The sequence below is a fragment of the Streptomyces sp. NBC_00252 genome (assembly GCF_036187565.1).
GTDB lineage: Bacteria > Actinomycetota > Actinomycetes > Streptomycetales > Streptomycetaceae > Streptomyces.
In genome coordinates this window covers 5,162,634-5,182,348 of the sequence record NZ_CP108087.1, presented here as the reverse complement: position 1 = coordinate 5,182,348, position 19,715 = coordinate 5,162,634, and the positions used below count along the sequence as shown (strand labels likewise).

Annotated in this window: 18 protein-coding genes; 6 read left to right on the top strand and 12 right to left on the bottom strand. The window is 70.6% G+C overall.

The window, feature by feature from the left end:
- Positions 1-236 precede the first annotated feature (236 nt).
- The 5 genes from OHT77_RS22690 to OHT77_RS22670 all read left to right on the top strand — a co-directional run bounded on the left by OHT77_RS22690 (position 237) and on the right by OHT77_RS22670 (position 4,070).
- Positions 237-1,217, top strand: coding sequence for an ABC transporter ATP-binding protein (locus OHT77_RS22690; RefSeq protein WP_266776591.1), 981 nt, complete (start codon positions 237-239; stop codon positions 1,215-1,217).
- Entirely contained in the window at positions 1,207-2,115 is a 909-nt protein-coding gene (locus OHT77_RS22685; protein WP_328830343.1) for an ABC transporter permease, read from the top strand. Before OHT77_RS22690 ends, OHT77_RS22685 begins: the two co-directional genes overlap by 11 nt.
- Positions 2,112-3,023 (top strand): ABC transporter ATP-binding protein, encoded by a 912-nt coding sequence (locus OHT77_RS22680; RefSeq protein WP_328830342.1) that lies wholly within the window; start codon positions 2,112-2,114, stop codon positions 3,021-3,023. The genes OHT77_RS22685 and OHT77_RS22680 overlap by 4 nt, the downstream gene beginning before the upstream one ends.
- Positions 3,024-3,032: 9 nt before the next feature.
- Entirely contained in the window at positions 3,033-3,752 is a 720-nt protein-coding gene (locus OHT77_RS22675) for an ABC transporter permease (RefSeq protein ID WP_328830341.1), read from the top strand.
- 78 nt (positions 3,753-3,830) lie between these two features.
- Positions 3,831-4,070, top strand: coding sequence for an SGM_3592 family protein (locus tag OHT77_RS22670; protein WP_328830340.1), 240 nt, complete (start codon positions 3,831-3,833; stop codon positions 4,068-4,070).
- Between the two features lie 475 nt (positions 4,071-4,545).
- Here the strand turns inward: OHT77_RS22670 and OHT77_RS22665 are convergent, their stop codons facing one another.
- The 9 genes from OHT77_RS22665 to OHT77_RS22625 form a co-directional block, all read right to left on the bottom strand.
- Positions 4,546-5,349, bottom strand: a complete 804-nt coding sequence (locus tag OHT77_RS22665) for an HAD family hydrolase (RefSeq protein WP_328830339.1) — start codon at positions 5,347-5,349, stop codon at positions 4,546-4,548.
- Entirely contained in the window at positions 5,346-6,623 is a 1,278-nt protein-coding gene (gene serS, locus OHT77_RS22660) for a serine--tRNA ligase (RefSeq protein WP_328830338.1), read from the bottom strand. The genes OHT77_RS22665 and serS overlap by 4 nt, the downstream gene beginning before the upstream one ends.
- Positions 6,624-7,207: 584 nt before the next feature.
- The gene (gene pheA / locus OHT77_RS22655) at positions 7,208-8,140 is read right to left on the bottom strand and encodes a prephenate dehydratase (protein ID WP_328830337.1); all 933 of its coding nucleotides are present in this window, start codon (positions 8,138-8,140) and stop codon (positions 7,208-7,210) included.
- Positions 8,141-8,211: 71 nt separating this feature from the next.
- Entirely contained in the window at positions 8,212-9,510 is a 1,299-nt protein-coding gene (efeB, locus tag OHT77_RS22650) for an iron uptake transporter deferrochelatase/peroxidase subunit (protein WP_328830336.1), read from the bottom strand.
- 8 nt (positions 9,511-9,518) lie between these two features.
- Positions 9,519-11,597 carry a copper resistance CopC/CopD family protein gene (locus OHT77_RS22645; protein WP_328830335.1) on the bottom strand — a complete coding sequence of 693 codons (2,079 nt, stop codon included), beginning with the start codon at positions 11,595-11,597 and terminating at the stop codon, positions 9,519-9,521.
- Positions 11,598-11,612: 15 nt separating this feature from the next.
- The gene (locus OHT77_RS22640; protein WP_328830334.1) at positions 11,613-12,062 is read right to left on the bottom strand and encodes a copper chaperone PCu(A)C; all 450 of its coding nucleotides are present in this window, start codon (positions 12,060-12,062) and stop codon (positions 11,613-11,615) included.
- Positions 12,059-12,709, bottom strand: a complete 651-nt coding sequence (locus OHT77_RS22635; protein ID WP_328830333.1) for an SCO family protein — start codon at positions 12,707-12,709, stop codon at positions 12,059-12,061. Before OHT77_RS22635 ends, OHT77_RS22640 begins: the two co-directional genes overlap by 4 nt.
- 93 nt (positions 12,710-12,802) lie before the next feature.
- Positions 12,803-13,531, bottom strand: coding sequence for a YcnI family copper-binding membrane protein (locus OHT77_RS22630; protein ID WP_328830332.1), 729 nt, complete (start codon positions 13,529-13,531; stop codon positions 12,803-12,805).
- Between the two features lie 175 nt (positions 13,532-13,706).
- Positions 13,707-14,552, bottom strand: coding sequence for a hypothetical protein (locus tag OHT77_RS22625; protein ID WP_328830331.1), 846 nt, complete (start codon positions 14,550-14,552; stop codon positions 13,707-13,709).
- 236 nt (positions 14,553-14,788) lie between these two features.
- Here OHT77_RS22625 and OHT77_RS22620 point away from each other — a divergent pair, with 236 nt between their 5' ends.
- The gene (locus OHT77_RS22620; protein WP_266770533.1) at positions 14,789-15,235 is read left to right on the top strand and encodes an ATP-binding protein; all 447 of its coding nucleotides are present in this window, start codon (positions 14,789-14,791) and stop codon (positions 15,233-15,235) included.
- A 26-nt stretch (positions 15,236-15,261) separates the two neighbouring features.
- Here the strand turns inward: OHT77_RS22620 and OHT77_RS22615 are convergent, their stop codons facing one another.
- The 3 genes from OHT77_RS22615 to OHT77_RS22605 form a co-directional block, all read right to left on the bottom strand.
- The gene (locus tag OHT77_RS22615; RefSeq protein WP_328830330.1) at positions 15,262-16,518 is read right to left on the bottom strand and encodes an MFS transporter; all 1,257 of its coding nucleotides are present in this window, start codon (positions 16,516-16,518) and stop codon (positions 15,262-15,264) included.
- A gap of 123 nt (positions 16,519-16,641) precedes the next feature.
- Positions 16,642-18,033 carry a MocR-like pyridoxine biosynthesis transcription factor PdxR gene (gene pdxR, locus OHT77_RS22610; protein WP_328830329.1) on the bottom strand — a complete coding sequence of 464 codons (1,392 nt, stop codon included), beginning with the start codon at positions 18,031-18,033 and terminating at the stop codon, positions 16,642-16,644.
- Between the two features lie 129 nt (positions 18,034-18,162).
- On the bottom strand, positions 18,163-19,665 hold the full coding sequence (locus tag OHT77_RS22605) for an aminopeptidase P family protein (protein WP_328830328.1): 1,503 nt from the start codon (positions 19,663-19,665) through the stop codon (positions 18,163-18,165).
- Positions 19,666-19,715: the final 50 nt, after the last annotated feature.

The following is a 19,715-nucleotide window of genomic DNA, read 5'->3' as shown; positions in this document are numbered from 1 at the left end:
CACCTGTCCACACCGACTGCGGTACGTGCTCGTAACTTGACACTCGTGAATGTGACAGTTGTTAGAGGCTGCGTCAATAGGCGTGATCTCCACCTGTGGACAAGTGCGAGGACCCCGTCGGGTAGCCCTGAAGCAGGGGATCCCCTACGGACCCGTACGTCTGGAGTCTGACGCGAGGACAGCTCTGCGGGGTGACGACCGGGGTGGCCCGCGTCACTACCTTCGTAGACGTGACTGTGATCGCGACCGAAAGCCTGAGCAAGCGGTTCCCCCGGGTGACCGCGCTTGACCGGCTCTCCGTGGACGTCGGACCCGGTGTGACGGGGCTCGTCGGTGCCAATGGAGCCGGCAAGTCCACCTTGATCAAGATCCTGCTGGGTCTGTCCCCCGCCTCCGAGGGCCGAGCCGAAGTGCTCGGTCTGGACGTCGCCACCAAGGGTGCCGACATCCGCGAGCGCGTCGGGTACATGCCGGAGCACGACTGTCTGCCGCCCGACGTCTCGGCCACCGAGTTCGTCGTCCACATGGCGCGCATGTCCGGACTTCCGCCCACCGCGGCCCGCGAGCGCACCGCGGACACCCTGCGCCATGTCGGCCTGTACGAGGAGCGCTACCGCCCCATCGGCGGCTACTCGACGGGCATGAAGCAGCGCGTCAAGCTCGCGCAGGCCCTCGTCCACGACCCGCAGCTGGTCTTCCTGGACGAGCCGACCAACGGCCTCGACCCGGTCGGCCGTGACGAGATGCTCGGCCTCATCCGCCGCATCCACACGGACTTCGGCATCTCGGTCCTGGTGACCTCGCACCTGCTGGGCGAGCTGGAGCGCACCTGCGACCACGTGATCGTGGTCGACGGCGGCAAGCTCCTGCGCTCCAGCTCCACCACGGACTTCACCCAGACCACGACCACCCTGGCGATCGAGGTCACCGACACCGACGAACACCCGGACGGCACCCGCGCGGTGCGCGACGCGCTCCACGCGCGCGGGGTGGACACCCACGACAGCAGCGGCCTCCCGGGCGCGGGTCACGTCCTCCTCCTGACGGCCACCGGCGAGGAGACGTACGACGTGGTCCGCGACACGATCGCCGACCTCGGTCTCGGACTGGTGCGCATGGAGCAGCGCAGGCACCACATCTCCGAGGTCTTCACCGACGCCGACACGGGCACCGACCACGACGCAGAGCGGAAGGAGGCCGTAGGCCATGGCAATTGACCAGCCCCTGGTCCCCCAGCCGGGCGACCAGACCCGCATCCACAACATCGGCTACCGCAACTACAACGGCCCCCGCCTGGGCCGCGCCTACGCCCGCCGCTCGCTCTACTCGCAGTCCCTGCGCGGCGCCTACGGCCTCGGCCGCTCGGTGAAGTCCAAGGTCCTGCCGATGCTGCTGTTCGTGGTCATGTGCGTGCCCGCGGCCATCATGGTCGCCGTCGCGGTCGCCACCAAGGCGCACGACCTGCCGGTGACCTACACCCGCTACGCGATCATCATGCAGGCCGTCATCAGCCTGTACGTCGCCTCGCAGGCACCCCAGTCGGTCTCGCGCGACCTGCGCTTCAAGACCGTGCCGCTGTACTTCTCACGGCCGATCGAGAGCTCCGACTACGTGCGGGCCAAGTTCGCGGCCCTGGCCTCGGCGATGTTCATCCTGACCGCCGCGCCGCTGATCGTGCTCTACGTAGGCGCGCTGCTCGCCAAGCTGGACTTCGCCGACCAGACCAAGGGCTTCGCCCAAGGACTCGTCTCCGTGACCCTCCTCTCGCTGCTCTTCGCCGGCATCGGCCTGGTCATCGCCGCGGTCACCCCGCGCCGCGGCTTCGGCATCGCCGCCGTCATCGCCGTACTGACCATCTCCTACGGCGCGGTCTCCACCCTCCAGGCGATCGCGGACGCGCAGGACGCCACGGGCGCCATCCCGTGGATCGGCCTCTTCTCGCCCGTCACGCTCATCGACGGACTCCAGTCGGCGTTCCTGGGCGCGACATCGGCGTTCCCCGGAGGCGTCGGCCCCACCCACGCCGAAGGCGTGGTCTACGTCCTCGCCGTCCTGGGCCTCATCGCCGCGACCTACGGCCTCCTGATCCGCCGCTACCGGAAGGTGGGCCTGTGACCACGCTCTCCATCGACCACGTCTCCCGCTGGTTCGGCAACGTGGTCGCCGTCAACGACATCACCATGACCGTCGGCCCCGGAGTCACCGGACTGCTCGGCCCCAACGGCGCCGGGAAGTCCACCCTCATCAACATGATGGGCGGCTTCCTCGCCCCCTCCACCGGCACCGTCACCCTCGACGGCGAGCAGGTCTGGCGCAACGAACAGATCTACAAGCACATCGGCATCGTCCCCGAGCGCGAGGCGATGTACGACTTCCTCACCGGACGCGAATTCGTCGTCGCCAACGCCGAGTTGCACGGCCTCGGCGCCAAGGCGGCCCAGAAGGCGCTGGCCACGGTCGAGATGGAGTACGCCCAGGACCGCAAGATCTCGACGTACTCCAAGGGCATGCGGCAGCGCGTGAAAATGGCCAGCGCCCTGGTGCACGACCCGTCGCTGCTCCTGCTCGACGAGCCGTTCAACGGCATGGACCCGCGCCAGCGCATGCAGCTCATGGACCTGCTGCGCCGCATGGGCGACGAGGGCCGCACGGTGCTGTTCTCGTCCCACATCCTCGAAGAGGTCGAGCAACTCGCCTGGCACATCGAGGTGGTGGTGGCCGGACGGCACGCGGCCAGCGGCGACTTCCGCAAGATCCGCCGCCTGATGACCGACCGCCCGCACCGCTACCTGGTCCGCTCCAGCGACGACCGCACCCTCGCGGCCGCGCTGATCGCCGACCCGTCGACGTCCGGCATCGAGGTCGACCTGGCCGAGGGCGCGCTGCGCGTCGAGGCCGTCGACTTCGCCCGGTTCACGGTCCTGCTGCCCCGGGTGGCCAAGGACCACGGCATCCGGCTGCTCACGGTCTCGCCGTCCGACGAGTCCCTCGAGTCCGTCTTCTCGTATCTCGTCGCGGCGTAGGAGGCCAAGATGTACGACCCCACAGTCGCCCGACTCACCTACCGGGCCCTGCTCGGCAAGCGCCGGGCCCTCATCCTGGGCGCCCTGCCCTTCCTGCTGATCATGATCTCCGTGGTGGTGCGGGGCCTCGCGGGCGCCGACGACCAGACCGCGGTCGACGTCCTCGGCGGGCTCGGCCTCGCCACGATGGTGCCGATCATCGGCGTCATCGCGGGCACCGGAGCGATCGGCCCCGAGATCGACGACGGCTCGGTGGTGTACCTGCTGTCCAAGCCGCTGAAGCGGCCCACGATCATCTTCACCAAGCTGATCGTGGCCATCGCCGTCACCATGGTGTTCTCCGCGGTCCCCATGCTGATCGCCGGGCTCGTCCTCAACGGCAACGGCCAGCAGATCGCCGTCGCCTACACGGTGGCCGCGCTGGTCGCCTCCATCGCCTACGCGGCACTCTTCCTGCTGCTCGGCACGGTCTCCCGGCACGCGGTCGTCTTCGGGCTCGTCTACGCCCTCGTCTGGGAAGCCCTGTTCGGCTCCCTGGTCGCCGGTGCGCGCACGCTCAGCGTCCAGCAGTGGGCCCTGGCCGTCGCCCAGAAGGTGGCCGGCGGCGACCTGGTCACCTCGGACGTCGGACTGACCACGGCCACGGTGTTCCTCGTCGTGGTCACCGCCGGAGCGACCTGGTTCGCCGGGCAGAAGCTGCGCACGCTGAAGCTCGCCGGCGAGGAATGACAGGTCCTGATCTTGACGGGGGCTTCATCTCTGTCCGGGCACACTGGGCAAACGGGACGCGTGGCTAGGAGGACGGGGATGGCCGGAGAGGCTGCGTACGGCGGCGGACAGGCTGAGTCCGGGGACGGCTGGGACAAGCTGGTCCTGGACGACGACTTCATACGCTCGGCCGAGACGGCCGAGCCGTCGGCCCGGGCGCGGATGCTCGCGGCGCGCTGGCGGGCGGAGTCTCCCGAGCCGCAGCCGTGGCGTTCCGACGAGCCGCCCGCGGGGTGGTTCTTCAGCAAGGCCCGGCGGCGCAAGTGGCGGCGGCGGTAGGGGTTCTGGCCGACGGGTTGGTTCGTTGGCTGCGGGCCCGGTGGGGGCTTGTCGCGCCCGCGCGGCGGAGCCGCACAGTGTTACAGCCTCGCGCCCCTGAAGGGGCGAGTACCGGGGGCCCGGTTAATTGAGTGGCGTCCAACTCGGCCTACAGGCACAGTTGTTCTGTCGACGCCGGATCAGGCCGGCGGCATCTACTGGGAGAGGAGCTGGACGATGTCCATGCACGGCAGTACGTCCAACTCCCTTCAGGGCAGCCCGCGGCGGTCTCCGGAGTAGTTACCCTCCGTCGAGTCGCCCACCACGGGGAGCTGCCCGGGGCGGCCGCTTCGAGCACGCGACTCATTATCGCGTGGGCCGCCTTCCCTTTCGCCTCCATCGCCGGGGGCATTTCACGCTGGGGCGGGTCGGTCGCCCGGTTCGGTGCCATGAGGCACCGCTCTCCGGGGGACGGGCGCCGCCCCAGCGGCATGACCTACGGGAGCAGTCGCTCCAGCACCACCGCGATGCCGTCCTCGTCGTGGGAGGCCGTCACCTCGTCAGCCACCGCCTTGAGCTCCTCGTGGGCGTTGGCCATCGCCACGCTGTGGGAGGCCCAGGCGAACATCGCGATGTCGTTCGGCATGTCACCGAAGGCGATCGTGTCGGCGGCCTTCAGGCCCAGGCGGCGGGCCGCGAGGGACAGGCCGGTGGCCTTGGAGAGGCCGAGCGGGAGCAGTTCGACGATGCCCTCGCCGGCCATCGCGACGGAGACGAAGCCACCGGCCGACCGCCGTGCCGCCTCGGCGAGCTGGTCGTCGGTGAGGGTCGGGTGCTGGATGTAGATCTTGTTCAGCGGCGCCGCCCACAGCTCGGACACGTCCGAGAGCGGGGTCGACGGCAGCGAGCCCGTGAGGGCGTATCCGTCGCCGACCAGCACATCGCCGTCCAGGCCGTCCCGGCTTGCCGCGAGGTACAGCGGGCCGACCTCCGCCTCGATCTTCGCGAGCGCCACCCCGGCGAGCTGCCGGTCCAGGGTCACCGACGTCAGCAGGCGGTGCTCCCCGGCGTCGTAGACCTGGGCGCCCTGGCCGCAGACCGCGAGGCCGTCGTAGCCGAGGTCGTCGAGGATGTGCCGGGTCCAGGGGACCCCGCGGCCCGTCACCACGATGTGGGCCGCGCCCGCCGCGGTGGCCGCGGCGAGCGCGTCACGGGTACGCGAGGAGATCGACTCGTCGGAGCGCAGGAGCGTCCCGTCGAGGTCGGTCGCGATCAGCCTGTACGGGAAGCCGCTGCTCACTTGGCGACCGGCTCCAGCAGTTCACGGCCGCCCAGGTACGGACGCAGCACCTCGGGCACGCGCACGGAGCCGTCGGGCAGCTGGTGGTTCTCCAGGATCGCCACGATCGTGCGCGGTACGGCGCACAGCGTGCCGTTGAGTGTGGCCAGCGGCTGGACCTTCTTGCCGTCGCGCAGCCGCACCGACAGGCGGCGGGCCTGGAAGCTGTCGCAGTTGGAGGCCGAGGTCAGCTCGCGGTACTTGCCCTGGGTCGGGATCCACGCCTCGCAGTCGAACTTGCGGGACGCCGACGAGCCCAGGTCGCCCGAGGCCACGTCGATGACCTGGAAGGGCAGTTCGAGGGCGCTGAGCCACTGCTTCTCCCAGTCCAGGAGGCGCTGGTGCTCGTTCTCCGCGTCCTCGGGGAGGACGTACGAGAACATCTCGACCTTGTCGAACTGGTGCACGCGGAAGATGCCCCGCGTGTCCTTGCCGTAGGTGCCGGCCTCGCGGCGGAAGCACGGGGAGAAGCCCGCGTAGCGCAGCGGGAGCTTCTCCGCGTCCAGGATCTCGTCCATGTGGTACGCGGCGAGGGGGACCTCGGAGGTGCCGACGAGGTAGAAGTCGTCCTTCTCCAGGTGGTACACGTTCTCCGCGGCCTGGCCGAGGAAGCCGGTGCCCTCCATGGCGCGCGGGCGGACCAGCGCGGGGGTCAGCATCGGGATGAAGCCGGCCTCGGTGGCCTGCGCGATCGCCGCGTTGACGAGCGCCAGCTCCAGAAGGGCGCCGACGCCGGTGAGGTAGTAGAAGCGCGAGCCGGAGACCTTCGCGCCGCGCTCGACGTCGATGGCGCCCAGCGCCTCGCCCAGCTCCAGGTGGTCCTTGGGCTCGAAGCCCTCGGCGGCGAAGTCGCGGATCGTGCCGTGCGTCTCCAGGACGACGAAGTCCTCCTCGCCGCCGACGGGCACGTCGGGGTGCACGAGGTTGCCCAGCTGGAGCGCGAGACGCTTGGTCTCCTCGTCCGCCTCGTGCTGCTCGGCGTCAGCCGCCTTGACGTCGGCGGCGAGCTGGCCCGTCTTCTTGAGCAGCTCGGCCTTCTCGTCGCCGGAGGCCTTGGGGATGAGCTTGCCGAGCGCCTTCTGCTCGGAACGCAGCTCGTCGAAGCGGACGCCGGACGACCTGCGCCGCTCGTCGGCGGACAGGAGAGCGTCGACGAGCGCGACGTCCTCTCCACGGGCGCGCTGGGACGCGCGCACACGGTCGGGGTCCTCACGGAGCAGGCGAAGGTCAATCACGCGACCAGGCTACCGGTGACGGGTTCCGGCTCACGACTCGGTATTCCGAACTGCGCCTTACCTACGGGTATGCGGCAATTGCGCAGAGTGTCTGAGCTGGGTGACGCGGGTCAATGAAAAGGCCGTCCGCTCCCTGGAACGGGGCAGGCGTGAGGCGGCCCGTTGACCCGAATCCCTTGTGGGAAACGGGACTTGGGGATGCGGTTGTCCACAGGAATCCACATCCCGGAAGAGTTATCCACAGGGTGTGCGAAAGATCTGTGGACATCGGAAGTGATCATTTCCAAGGGGTTTCCCGCGACGGGCAATTCCTGTCCCAAACGCGGCCCCCATCCACTTTCGGGTGGAAATGCGTCGCTCCAAAGGATTGCCCGAAGGAAACAGGTGGACGAAGAGTGACCTACGCGCCGGTGGACGGATCGACCCGCTGTAGGGAGATTTGTCGACTGGATCGCACTTGGTTGTCGACTTGTCCCCAGGTCGAGAAGCGGACCTGTGGATAACTTCTGTGGATAACGAAGATACGCAGGTAGTACCGGGACGATCAGGGGGTACGACCGGTCGGAACCGTGCGGTCCCACCGGTCAGAAACGGCCGTCCTGGCAGTGCGCGACCCAGTCGGCGGCGGCCAGGAAGTCCGCGTCCGAGGTGGCCGGGAACAGCGGCCGCACCCCGTCCACACCGACGTCCGCGCGCGGGTACGACCCGAGGAAGCGCACCTGAAGGCAGATCCGCTTGAGCCCGGCCAGCGCCTCGGCCACCCGGCGGTCGGAGATGTGGCCCTCGGCGTCGATGCAGAAGCAGTAGTTGCCGATGCCGGCGCCGGTCGGGCGGGACTGGAGCAGCATGAGGTTGATGCCCCGGGTGGCGAACTCGCCCAGCAGATCGCGCAGACCGCCGGGGTGGTCGTCCCGCTGCCAGATCACCACGGACGTCTTGTCCGCGCCGGTCGGCGCCGCGGGCCGGGCGGGCCTGCCCACCAGCACGAACCGGGTCTGCGCGTTCTCCGCGTCGTGGATCTCGGTCTCCAGCGCCTCGAGACCGTACCGGGCGGCGGCGAACTCACCGGCGAACGCGGCGTCGTAGCGGCCCTCCTGGACCAGCCGGGCGGCGTCCGCGTTCGAGGCCGCCGACTCCCACAGGGCGTCCGGGAGGTTCGCCTTCATCCAGTTCCGGACCTGCGGCTGGGCGGCGGGGTGCGCGGAGACCGTCTTGATGTCGGAGAGCTTCGTGCCCGGCTTGACCAGCAGCGCGAAGGTGATCGACAGCAGCACCTCGCGGTAGATCATCAGCGGCGCGCCCGCGACCAGTTCGTCCAGGGTGGTGGTGATGCCGCCCTCGACGGAGTTCTCGATCGGCACGAACGCGGCCTCGGCCTCGCCGGTGCGGACCGCGTCCAGCGCGGACTGCACCGACACGTACGGGATCAGCTCCCGGGTGGCCGCCTCGGGCAGCGTCCGCAGGGCGACTTCGGTGAAGGTGCCCTCAGGGCCGAGATACGCGTAGCTGGCTGGCATGACCTCACCCTAATGGGCCTTGCGAAACCGGACGCACGCTTCTCGACGAGCCACCCGTGAGGGCGACGGCCTCACCCCTCCAGCAACCGCTGCCCCACGTACTCGCCCTCCGCCGCCCCGCCCGGCACCGCGAACAGACCGCTCGCCTCGTGGCGGATGTACGTCGACAGGGCGTCACCGCGGTCGAGCTTGCGCTGCACGGTGACGAAGCCACGCAGCGGGTCCGCCTGCCAGCACACGAAGAGGAGCCCGGCGTCCGGGGTGCCGTCGGCGGCGATGCCGTCGTGGTACGAGAAGGGGCGCCGGAGCATGGCCGCCCCGCCGTTCTGGTCGGGCCGGGCGATCCGGGCGTGCGCGTTGATGGGGACGACAAGGGCGCCGTTCGCGTCGGTCTTCTCCAGGTCCATCGCCGTCGTCTCACCGCCCCCGGACAGCGCGGCCCCGTTCGACTTCCGGCGCCCGACGACGTTCTCCTGGGCGTGGACCGAGAGCTTCTCCCAGTCGTCGAGGAGCATGCGGATCCGGCGTACGACGGCGTAGGAGCCGTTCGCCATCCATGCCGGGTCGGCCGAACCGGACGCCGGCACGAAGATCCGTTTGTCGAAGTCGGACTCGGTCGGCTTGGGGTTGCGGGTGCCGTCGAGCTGGCCCATGAGGTTGCGGGCGGTCAGCTTGTGGGACGTGGCACCCGGGGTCCGGTTGAAGCCGTTCATCTGCCAGCGGACCTTGGCCGCGCTGCCCGCGTCCTTCTGGATCGTGCGCAGGGCATGGAAGGCGACCAGTGCGTCATTGGCGCCGATCTGCACCCACAGGTCGCCGTTGCTGCGCGCCTTGTCGAGGTGGTCGGAGGAGAAGTCGGGCAGCGGGTCGAGGGAGCCCGGGCGCTGCTTCTCCAGTCCCGTACGGGAGAAGAAGGAGTTGCCGAAGCCGAAGGTGATCGTCAGCGACGAGGGCCCCGCGTCCCGGGCGACATCCGTGTCGTCCTGCGCCGCCGCCTCGCCCGCCATCAGCCGCTGGGCGGTCGTCGACCAGCGGCGCAACAGAGCCGCCGCCTCCTTGCGGCCCGCGCCCGCCGCCAGGTCGAAGGCGACGAGGTGGCCGCGCGCCTGGAGGCCCTCGGTGATGCCGGGCTGATGTTTCCCGTGAAACATTGCCCTGTCCTCGCCGAGCGAGGTGAGCGGTGTGGCACCGGCGGGCGCGGACGCGTAGCCCACGGCCCCGCCCGCCGCACCGAGCACGAGCCCGGTGGCACCGGCCGTACCGAGGAGTCGTCGGCGGGAAATGCCCTCCCCGGGGGAGGCTTTTTCGGAAACGGCCTCCCCAGGAGGTGCCTCTACGGTCCGGGTCTGGGGAAGGGACTGGTCAGGCATGGCGTGGTTCAGCCGATCTGCGCGTTCTTGTCGACGGTCGTCTGGTCGATGTCGGAGGTCCGCACGGTCACCGAGATCTTCCAGTCGCCCGCCATGGGGATCTGGATTCCGGTCGCGGCCCAGTGCCCGGTGGTGATGTGGTCGGGCGTCACGGGCAGCGGGCCGATCTTCTTCGCGGCCAGGGTGAAGGCGACCTTCACCTCGGGGACGTCGAAGGCCCGGCCGTTGGGGCGCTGCACGTAGACGTGCATCTCGTTGCCGCCCACGCGCGCGGGGTCGAGGTCGAGGCGTATGACGCCCTTGCCGTCCGTGCCTCCGGTGTCGAAGGACATGTCCAGGGTCAGGGCGCCCGCGGACGACGAGGAGGAGGCCGAGGAAGAGGAGGCCTTGGCCGCCTTGGCGTCCTCCTCCGTGCGGCCCGGTTCGGTGGTCGTCAGGGCCGTGGTGACGGCCAGCACGACCACGGCGACGGCGGCCTCGGCGAGCACCGACCGGCGCAGCCCGAACCGGATCGGATCGGCGTCCCGCAGCCGCTTCTGCCGCGTGGAGTCCACGGCGGCCTGCTGCCGGGCGAGTTGAGCGGCCCGCTTGGAACCGCCGGGCGCCTCGGAGTCGCCGCCCTTGGAGGACGCGGACGCGGACGGGGACGAGGGCGCGGTCACGTCGGAGTCGTCCTCGGCGGAGGCCGTGGCGCTTGAGGCACCGGCCTCGCTGGACGTCGTAGCGCTGGAGGAGCTGACCTCGGCGGAAGGGGCGCTGGAGTCGGCGGTCTTCGAAGAGGCGCTGGCGTGTGCCTTCTCCTTGGCGCGCCCCTCGACGGTGTTCTCGGTCGGCTCGGCCGCCGTTGCCGTCTCGCCCGTGTCCGCAAGCCGTGCCGTCCACCGCCGGGAGATCGACGCGATACCGACGAGCAGCGCGACCAGCCCGATCTTCACGAGCAGCAGCTGGCCGTAGCCGGTGTCGGTGAAGGCCGACCAGGAGCCGAGCTGGCGCCAGGACTGGTAGATGCCGGTCGCGACGAGGGCGAGGACGCTGCCGAAGGCGATGCGGGAGAAGTTCTGGACGGCCGCCCGCCCGACCTGGTTGTCGGCGGGCGCGCGGTAGAGCGAGACGAGGAGGGCGGAGAGGCCGCCGAGCCAGGTCGCGACGGCCAGCAGGTGGACGACGTCGACGGGCATCGCGATGCCGGGCTGGAGCCCGGTCGAGGCGTGTTCGGCCAGCGCCCAGCTCGCGGCGAGCCCGGCGGCCACCACACCGCCGCCGATCGCGAGACCGAAGGTGAGGTCCCGCTTCTCCTCTTCCTCGCGCTTGTCGTACGCCCCGAAGAGCACGGCGATGAACAGCGCGGCGGCGGCGAGCAGCAGCAGCCGGGAGACGAGCGCGGCGCCCGTCTTGGTCTGGAGGACCTGTCCCACGAGGTTCAGGTCGAAGATGTCGCCGAGCTTGCCGGTGGTCGTGTACGAGCCGCGCAGGAGCAGCAGCCAGAGCGTGGCCGCGGTGAGCGCGACCCAGCCGGAGACGACGAGGCGCTGCAGCGCGCGCACCCCGGCGCCCCGCTGCCAGCAGGCCAGGATGAACGCGGCGCCGCCGACCATGACGATGAAACCGGCGTACGACATGTAGCGCCCGAAGCCGTACAGGCCGCCGACGAGCCCGCCGCCGACGTCCTGGTCGGAGACGGAGACGGTGGTCTTGGAGGGGGCGCCGACGGAGAAGGTGAAGGCGCCGGCCACGGGGTGGCTGTCGGCCGAGACGACCTGCCAGGCCACGGTGTAGGTGCCGTCGGACAGGCCGCTGCGGACCTGGATGGCGTAGGTCGTCCCGCTGATGTTGGACGGTTTGCCGACGTCGACGCGTTTGCCCTTCGGGTCGAGGACGCGCAGCGAGTCGTTGTTCGTGGAGACCTTCTCGGAGAAGGTGAGCGAGATCTGCGTCGGAGCCTTGTCGACCACCACCCCCGAAGTGGGGTCGCTGCCGGTCAGCGCGGCGTGCGCGGAGGCGGTACCGGCCCCGGCGAAGAGCATGCCGGTGACGGCCAGGAGCAGCAGCACCAGATTGCGGACGCGGGGGGTGATGGTCGTGGTCAAGGTGGGGTCCCTCCCTCAGTGCCCGGTCGTGGGGTTGTACGTGGCCGACTTCACCGGCATCTCAACCGTGAGGGGGCCGGACTTGGCAAAGTGCAGCTTCACGGTCACGTGATCGCCCTGCTTGAGCGTGTGCTTCAGCTTGTCGAACATCAGGTGGTTGCCCCCGCTCTTGAACACGAGTTGACCGTGTGCGGGCACATCGAGGGACTTCACCTCCTCCATCGACTGGCCGACGGTCTCGTGCACGGAGACCGGGCCGAGGTCGCTGGTGACGGAGGTCAACTGGTCCTTCGCGCCGCCCTTGTTGGCGATGTCCAGGAAGCCCGCCGCCATCTCCGAGACGGGCTGGGGCATGTAGGCGGAGCTGACGGAGAGCTGGGCCTTGGCGTCGTCCGAGCCGCCGCAGCCCGTGAGGACCAGCGCCCCCGCGAGTATTGCGACGGAGGACGCGACCGCGTGTTTCACGGCGTCTCCCCCTTGACGATCTTGGGGAGGTCCTTGGTGTAGTCGTCGACGGTGGTGTCCTGGCCGTAGAGCAGATAGCCGCCGTTGGTCTTCGGGGAGAACGCGACGACCTGGGTGCCGTGGACCGAGACCAGCTTGCCGTTCTTGTCCTTCGAGGTCGGCTCGATGGAGATGCCGATCGAGCGGGCGCCGGCCTGGATGGCGGAGAACTTCCCGGTCAGGCCGACGAACTGGGTGTCGATGCCCTTGAGCCACTTGCCGAGTTCCGAGGGGGTGTCCCGGGCCGGGTCGGTGGTGACGAACACGACGAGCAGCTTGTCCTGCTCGGCCTTGGGCAGCGCCTTCTTGGCGACGGCGATGTTGTTCATCGTCAGCGGGCAGATGTCGGGGCAGTGGGTGTAGCCGAAGTAGATCAGCGTCGGGCGGCCCTTGGACTCCGCCCGCAGGTCGTACTTCTTGCCGTGCGTGTCCGTGAGCACCAGGTCGGGCTTCTCGAACGGGGTGTCGAGCACGGTGGCGGCCTGCGTCGCGGTGTCCGCGGAGACCGCGGCGACGGGGCTCTTGCCGTCGTCCCCGCTGCCGCAGGCGGAGAGCGTCAGGGTGGCGGCGGCCAGCAGAACGGCCGCCGCGAACGTCTTCTTGCGCATAGGAAAATGTCCCAGTTGTGAGAGCTCCGGCGCGCACCGGGGTCGGACGCAAGAGTCGCACGGACCCCGGTGCACGCCATCAGTGGACGGGCCTCAGACGGTCGTACGCCGTCGACCGGCCATAACGCCGTACGCCACGCCCGCAGCGCCGACGACGATGCCGACCACGCCGAGGACGCGGGCGGTGGTGTCGGACGAACCGGAGGACGACGACGTGGAGTCGGCGGCGGTGGTCTCGGTCTTCTTCGACGTCTCGGAGGCGTCCTCGGCGGTCGCGCCGGACGCGGCGGCGGAGGTCAGCTTGAGGGTGGGCGCCGGGTTGTCGGGCTCCTCCTCGCCGTCCTTCTGCACCTCGATCCAGCGCACGACCTCCTTGTTGGAGTACGTCTGCAGCGCCTTGAAGACGATCTGGTCGGCGTCCGTGGGCAGCATGCCGACGGAGACCGGGAACTTCTGGAAGTAGCCGGGCTCGACGCCCTTGCCGGTCGCGGTCCAGGTGACCTTGGTGACGGCCTCGGTGATCGTCTCGCCGTGCATCTCGGCCGGCTTGGCGAGCTTCGACTTGGTGACCTTGACGGTCCAGCCGCTGATCGGCTCCGGCATCACGGAGGCCAGCGGGTGGTCGGTCGGGAAGTTCACTTCCAGCTTGGTGGTCGAGGCGTCGTCACGCTCGTTCGGGACCTTGAAGTCGACGACCGCGTAGCCGCCCTTGACGGCTGCGCCCTCCGGCTGCACGGAGACGTGTGCGAAGGCGGGGGAGGACAGCACGAGCACGGCCGAGCCGGCGACACCAACGGCGGCGGCGATACGAGAAGCCTTCATGAAAGGAGCACTCCACTTCGAGTTCGAGTGAGTTCCGGTGGTGAAGAGGGGCGCGTGGGGTCCCAGGTGCACCGGGGTCTCCCGGCGGAGGAACACGGGCACGCGCGTGTGCCGCACGACGGCGGCCTCTCCACGCACGGAACAGAAAGGAGTGCGGGGTGGTGGTCGCGTCGCGTCAGGCGGCGAGGGTGTGTGCGGCGGCGACCGGCGGGCCGCGGCGGATCACCGAGTGCTGGAGCGCGGTGGTGTGCGGCGCGGGCGGCGCGAACAGGGCGCTGTGGCGCGGACGCGGGCCCGCCTCGGGCTCCCCCGGCAGTCCGGCCCGCAGGGCGCGCACCAGGGCGAGGGCCCCGCGCAGGGACCGTACGAGCGCCCCTTCGGCGACTCCGTGCGCCGACAGTTCCATCAGGCGCAGCAGCGCCTGGTCCCCGCGCCGCAGCAGCCAGCCCGCGGCGACCGCCGCGAGGACGTGACCGAGCAGCATCGACAGGGACGGGAACAGCGACATCGAGGAGCCGGCGGACGTGGACATGGCGTCCGCCGGATGGTGCATCGACGCCATGGACCCCATGCCGCTCATCGAGCCCGTCGAGCCCGAAGTCGGCAGCAGTCGCGCGTCGGTGAGGATCTGGTGGGCCTGCGCCGGGCTGATCGCGGCCGCGGTGGTCCCGCACAGGAGATGCGCGGCGCGCGCGACGAGCGTGGCGTCGGACGCCGGCAGGGAACCGCTGGTGGACGTCCCCGCGCTCTGCCCCAGCCCGAACAGCGTGTGCAGCACGGTCTGTCCGACCGCGAGCGGCACCACGATCCCCGGCAGCGAGCGCGCCCGCCCGGCGAGCGGCGCCACGACGAGGAAGGTCGCGAGGAAGCCCGCCCCCACGGTCCACAGCGGAACGGTCGCGCAGGAGGCGATCGCGTGTCCGGCCGCGGCCAGCACGACACAGACCGCGGCGAACACCGCGGCCCGCAGGACCCGGAGTTCACCTCCGGAGCGCGCCGTATGGGGGTGGGGGGCAGTCATGGCGGGCTCATCATCGCACCGGCTCCGTCGTGGCTATACGGCAGGTCCACCACATCGGGGCCATAGTGTGTCGTACGTCACAAAGATCACTCTCCGACGTGAGCTACCTCCGGATACACCAATTACGTTTGGGACACATCCCCCATATGGGCGGCATCACGTCAACTCCGTGCTTACGCAGGGGCACGGGCGGCAATAGGTATCACTATGTCGAGCCGCGGCCGGGAGGCTGGAGCATGAGCATCTGGTGGTCACTCCATCTGAGGCGCGAGGCCGCGAGCGTGCCGCTCGCGCGGCGACTGTTCCTCGGCACGATGGAGACCGCGGGCGTCGACCCGGACATCTCCTACGACCTCTCCGTCGCCCTCACCGAGGCCTGCGCCAACGCCGTCGAGCACGGCGGCGACACCGCGCACGGCACGTCCTCGGAGGCGTACCGGGTCACCGCCTACCTCGACGGCGAGAAGTGCCGTATCGAGGTCGCCGACTCGGGCCCCGGTTTCGCCCGCACCCAGTCCGTCCGCCCGGCCCCCAGCGAGGCGGAGAACGGCCGCGGCCTCTGTCTCATCCAGGAACTCGCCGACCACGTCCACATCGGCAACAAGCCGGGTGTGGGCGGCGCGGTGGTGAGCTTCGACAAGATCCTGAAGTGGCGGAAGGACGCGCCGCTGATGGCCGTGTGAGTTTCTGGACCCGTGACCGGTGCCGGTCAACTCGCCAGTGCCGGCCGCCTGTTGACCCCGCCCGCCGCGTCCGACTCCTCGTCCGTCTCGCGCCCGGCACCCGCCGCCCGCCGTACCGCCGGACCCATCGCGTACGACGCCACGACCGTCGCCCCGCCCAGCAGCAGCCAGCCCGGTGTCCCCCACTCCAGGAGGAGTGACGTGAGCACCAGGGGGCCCATCGTCCTGGCGACCGTGACACCGGTCCCGAAGAAGCCCTGGTACTCGCCCACCCGGTCGGCCGGGGCCAGGTCGAAGGAGAGCTGCCAGGAACCCGCCGACTGCCCCATCTCGGCAGCCACTTGGAGTACGGCGCCGACCACCAGCGCCCCCACGGCCACCCACGGCGACGCGCCCGCCGACAGCGCGAACACCGCGCAGGCCGCCAGCATGATCCAGCCCGACCGCCGCACCGCGCGCGTGGCCGACGCGAGCCCCGTGATCCCGCGGGCCGTCCGCACCTGGAAGGCCATCACCGCACCGGTGTTGAGCACGAACAGCGCGGAGACCAGCCAGGTCGGCGCGTCCGTCCGCTCGGCGATCCAGAGCGGCAGCCCGAGGCTGAGCAACGGCATCCGGAGCAGCAGCACGGTGTTGAGCAGCGTGACGACGACGTACGGCCGGTCCCGCAGCACCCCGAGCCCACCCGCCTTCCGCACCTGCACGCCCCGCACCGACGGCAGTCGCAGCAGCAGCCCGGCACACACCAGGAAGCTCAGCGCGTCCAGCGCGAACACCCCGAGGTACGCCGACCGCGTCCCCGCCCGCAGCGCGAGGCCGCCCAGGCCCGCGCCCACCGCGAGACCGGCGTTCAGCGTCGACTGCAGATGCGCCAGCAGCCCGGTCCGCTCTCCGGCGGACACCAGCCCCGCCAGCAGCGCCTGCCGGGCCGCCGCGAGCCCCGACTGCGCGGAGGCGTAGGCACACGCGGCGATCACGAACGGCACGAAACTCCGGACGACGAGGAAGGACGCCACCGCGAGCCCCGTCGCCAGCGCCAGCAGCACCGCCGTACCGCGCGGCCCGCGCCGGTCCGCCAGCCGCCCCAGCGGCACCCCGACCAGCGAACCTACGGCCCAGGCGAGGGTGAGCCCGAGGCCCACGCGCGCGGGGGCGAGCCCGACGACGTGGGTGAAGTACAGCGCCGAGGTCACGTAGTAGGCGCCGTCACCGACCGAGTTGGTCAACTGGGCGAGTGCGAGCGTGCGTTGCGGGCCCACGGGAGGGACGAGTGAGTTCGTCATGGGTACGACGTTAGAAGCTCGGTGGGCCTGTGAAGAGACCCAATGGTCGCTCCTTTTGTTGGTCCAATCAGACTCGACCGGATCTCGCCACGGCCCCCTCGCCGATCCCGTCAGCGGTCCCCTTCAGGCCCCGTCCAACACCCGCCCCAACGCCTCCAACGCGTCCGGATAGACCCGCTCCCGGGGCGTCCCGTACCCGACCACCAGCCCCTGCGGCCGCCCCTGGCTCGCGTCCGCGTCCGCGTCCACGCCCGCCGTATGCCAGTGCTCACCCAGCCGTCCCACCGCGAGCCCCTCCTTCTCCGCCCGGGCGAGCGCCGCCTCCTCGTCGGCGACCTCCACCAGCGCGTGCAGTCCCGCCGCGATGCCGTAAACGTTTGCGTGCGTTCCCAGCCGACCGAGGAGCTGGTCGCGGCGGCGCCGGTACCGCAGTCGGCACGCGCGCACGTGGCGGTCGTAGGCGTGGCTGTCGATCAGCTCGGCGAGGGCCAACTGGCCGATGGTCTCGGTGTGGTGGTCGCTGTGCAGCTTGGCGTCGGCGACCGCGTCGACGAGGTGCGGCGGCAGCACCATCCAGCCGAGCCGCAGCGCCGGTCCGAGGGTCTTGGACGCGGTCCCCAGGTACACGACCTGGCCCGGTGCCATCCCCTGGAGCGCGCCCACGGGCTGGCGGTCGTAGCGGAACTCCCCGTCGTAGTCGTCCTCCACGATCAGGCCCCCACGCGCGCGTGCCCAGTCGGTGAGCGCGCGTCTGCGTTCCGGGTGCAGGGTGACGCCGGTCGGGTACTGGTGGGCCGGGGTCACCACCACCGCCGCCGCGTCCCCCAACTCCTCGGCGCGGGCTCCCCGTTCGTCGACCCGTACGGGCACCACACGGCCGCCGTTGTGCCGGACCACCTCCCGGTGGAACGGCAGCCCCGGGTCCTCCATGGCCACGCCGGAACCGTCGAGCACGCGCGTGAGGAGCGCGAGTCCCTGCACGTACCCGGAGGTGATCACGATCCGCTCCGGGGGTGCGATCACCCCGCGCGCCCGCCCCAGGTACCCCGACAGCGCGGTCCGCAGCTCGATCCGGCCGCGCGGGTCCCCGTAGTCGTACGCCAGGGAGGGTGCCGTCGCGATCGCGCGGCGCAGGGAGCGCAGCCAGGCCGCCGCCGGGAACGCGCCGACGTCGGGGCTGCCGGGCCGCAGGTCGAAACGGGGCACGCGCGCGCGTGCCGCCGCGCCCGGTGCCTCCGCGTCGACGGAGGGCAGCAGCGCGACCTGGGTGCCGGAGCCCTGGCGCGCGGTCAGATAGCCCTCGGCGACGAGCTGGTCGTAGGCCGCCTTCGCGGTGCCCCGGGAGACGCCCAGTTCGGCCGCGAGGCGGCGGGTCGCCGGGAGGCGGGTGCCGGGGGCGAGGCGGCCGTCCCGTACGGCGTCCCGGAGGGCGCGTTCGAGACCGGCTCTGCGGCCGCCCTCCGGGTCGGGTTCCAAGTGCAGGTCGACGCCGACACCTGACCAGAAGTCGTTCACGAAAAAGCCCTCCCCCTAGGCGCGTTCATGAAAAGTGCCCTCCCCTGGGCACACGATCGGCACACGAATGGCCGGGCACCGCAGGTGTGCCCGGCCATCAGTCTTGTATCAGGTGCCCGCTGCCGGCCGTCAGCCCTTGAGGGAGGCCATCCAGCTCTCGACCTCGGCCGAGGTCCTGGGCAGGCCGTCCGAGAGGTTCCGGTTGCCGTCCTCGGTCACCAGGATGTCGTCCTCGATGCGGACGCCGATGCCGCGATACTCCTCGGGGACGGTGAGGTCGTCCGCCTGGAAGTACAGGCCGGGCTCCACCGTGAGGACCATGCCGGGCTCCAGGGTGCCCTCGACATACGTCTCGGTGCGCGCGGCGGCGCAGTCGTGGACGTCCAGGCCGAGCATGTGACCCGTGCCGTGCAGTGTCCACCGGCGCTGGAGACCCAGCTCGAGGACGCGCTCCACGGGACCCTCGACCAGGCCCCACTCGACGACCCGCTCGGCCAGCACGCGCTGCGCGGCGTCGTGGAAGTCGCGGTACTTGCCGCCCGGCTGCACCGCCGCGATACCGGCCTCCTGGGCCTCGTACACGGCGTCGTAGACCTGCTTCTGGATCTCGGTGAAGCGGCCGTTGACCGGCAGGGTGCGGGTGATGTCGGCGGTGTACAGGGTGTGCGTCTCGACGCCGGCGTCCAGGAGGAGCAGGTCTCCGGAGCGGACCGGGCCGTCGTTGCGCACCCAGTGCAGGGTGGTGGCGTGCGGGCCGGCGGCGCAGATCGAGCCGTAGCCGACGTCGTTGCCCTCGACGCGCGCGCGGAGGAAGAACGTGCCCTCGATGTAGCGCTCGCTGGTGGCCTCGGCCTTGTCGAGCACGCGCACGACGTCCTCGAAGCCGCGGACCGTCGAGTCGACGGCCTTCTGCAGCTCGCCGACCTCGAACTCGTCCTTGACCAGGCGTGCTTCGGAGAGGAAGACCCGCAGTTCCTCGTCGCGCTCGGCGGTGACCTTGTCGGTCAGCGCGGCCTCGATGCCGGCGTCGTAGCCGCGGACGACGCGGACGGGGCCGGTGGCCTCGCGCAGGGCGGCGGGCAGCTCGCGGACGTCGGAGGCGGGGATGCCGTAGAGCCGCTCGGACTCGGTGAGGGAGTGGCGGCGGCCGACCCACAGTTCGCCCTGGCCGGAGAGCCAGAACTCGCCGTTCTCGCGGTCGGAGCGGGGCAGGAGGTAGATCGTCGCCTTGTGGCCGTCCGTCGTGGGTTCCAGGACGAGGACGCCGTCCTCGGTGAGGTTGCCCGTCAGGTACGCGTACTCGACCGATGCCCGGAAGGGGTACTCGGTGTCGTTCGAGCGGGTCTTCAGGTTCCCCGCGGGGATCACCAGGCGCTCGCCCGGGAAGCGCGCGGAGAGCGCGGCGCGGCGGCGGGCGGTGTGCTCGGCCTGCTCGACGGGCTGCAGGTCGTGCAGCTCGGTGTCGGCCCAGCCGGACTTCATGCTGTCTGCGAGTTCGTCGGACACGCCCGGGTACAGACCGTTCTTCCGCTTCTTGATGGGCTCTTCAGGCTCCTCGGACTCAGTTTCCGGGCCCGCTGCGGTAGCAGCTGGATCCGGTACAGCCGGATTGAGCTCGTCGGCCACGGTCATCCTCCTAGATACGGCACTGGACCCCGTCCATCGTACGGTCGTACGGAAGG

Excerpts from the sequence above, each read along its gene's own strand:
- OHT77_RS22685 (WP_328830343.1), top strand. The coding sequence starts at position 1,207 with ATGGCAATTGACCAGCCCCTGGTCCCCCAGCCGGGCGACCAGACCCGC.
- OHT77_RS22675 (WP_328830341.1), top strand. The coding sequence starts at position 3,033 with ATGTACGACCCCACAGTCGCCCGACTCACCTACCGGGCCCTGCTCGGC.
- OHT77_RS22670 (WP_328830340.1), top strand. The coding sequence starts at position 3,831 with ATGGCCGGAGAGGCTGCGTACGGCGGCGGACAGGCTGAGTCCGGGGAC.
- pheA (WP_328830337.1), bottom strand. The coding sequence starts at position 8,140 with ATGCCAGCCAGCTACGCGTATCTCGGCCCTGAGGGCACCTTCACCGAA.
- efeB (WP_328830336.1), bottom strand. The coding sequence starts at position 9,510 with ATGCCTGACCAGTCCCTTCCCCAGACCCGGACCGTAGAGGCACCTCCT.
- OHT77_RS22635 (WP_328830333.1), bottom strand. The coding sequence starts at position 12,709 with ATGCGCAAGAAGACGTTCGCGGCGGCCGTTCTGCTGGCCGCCGCCACC.
- OHT77_RS22630 (WP_328830332.1), bottom strand. The coding sequence starts at position 13,531 with ATGAAGGCTTCTCGTATCGCCGCCGCCGTTGGTGTCGCCGGCTCGGCC.
- OHT77_RS22625 (WP_328830331.1), bottom strand. The coding sequence starts at position 14,552 with ATGACTGCCCCCCACCCCCATACGGCGCGCTCCGGAGGTGAACTCCGG.
- OHT77_RS22620 (WP_266770533.1), top strand. The coding sequence starts at position 14,789 with ATGAGCATCTGGTGGTCACTCCATCTGAGGCGCGAGGCCGCGAGCGTG.
- OHT77_RS22615 (WP_328830330.1), bottom strand. The coding sequence starts at position 16,518 with ATGACGAACTCACTCGTCCCTCCCGTGGGCCCGCAACGCACGCTCGCA.
- OHT77_RS22605 (WP_328830328.1), bottom strand. The coding sequence starts at position 19,665 with ATGACCGTGGCCGACGAGCTCAATCCGGCTGTACCGGATCCAGCTGCT.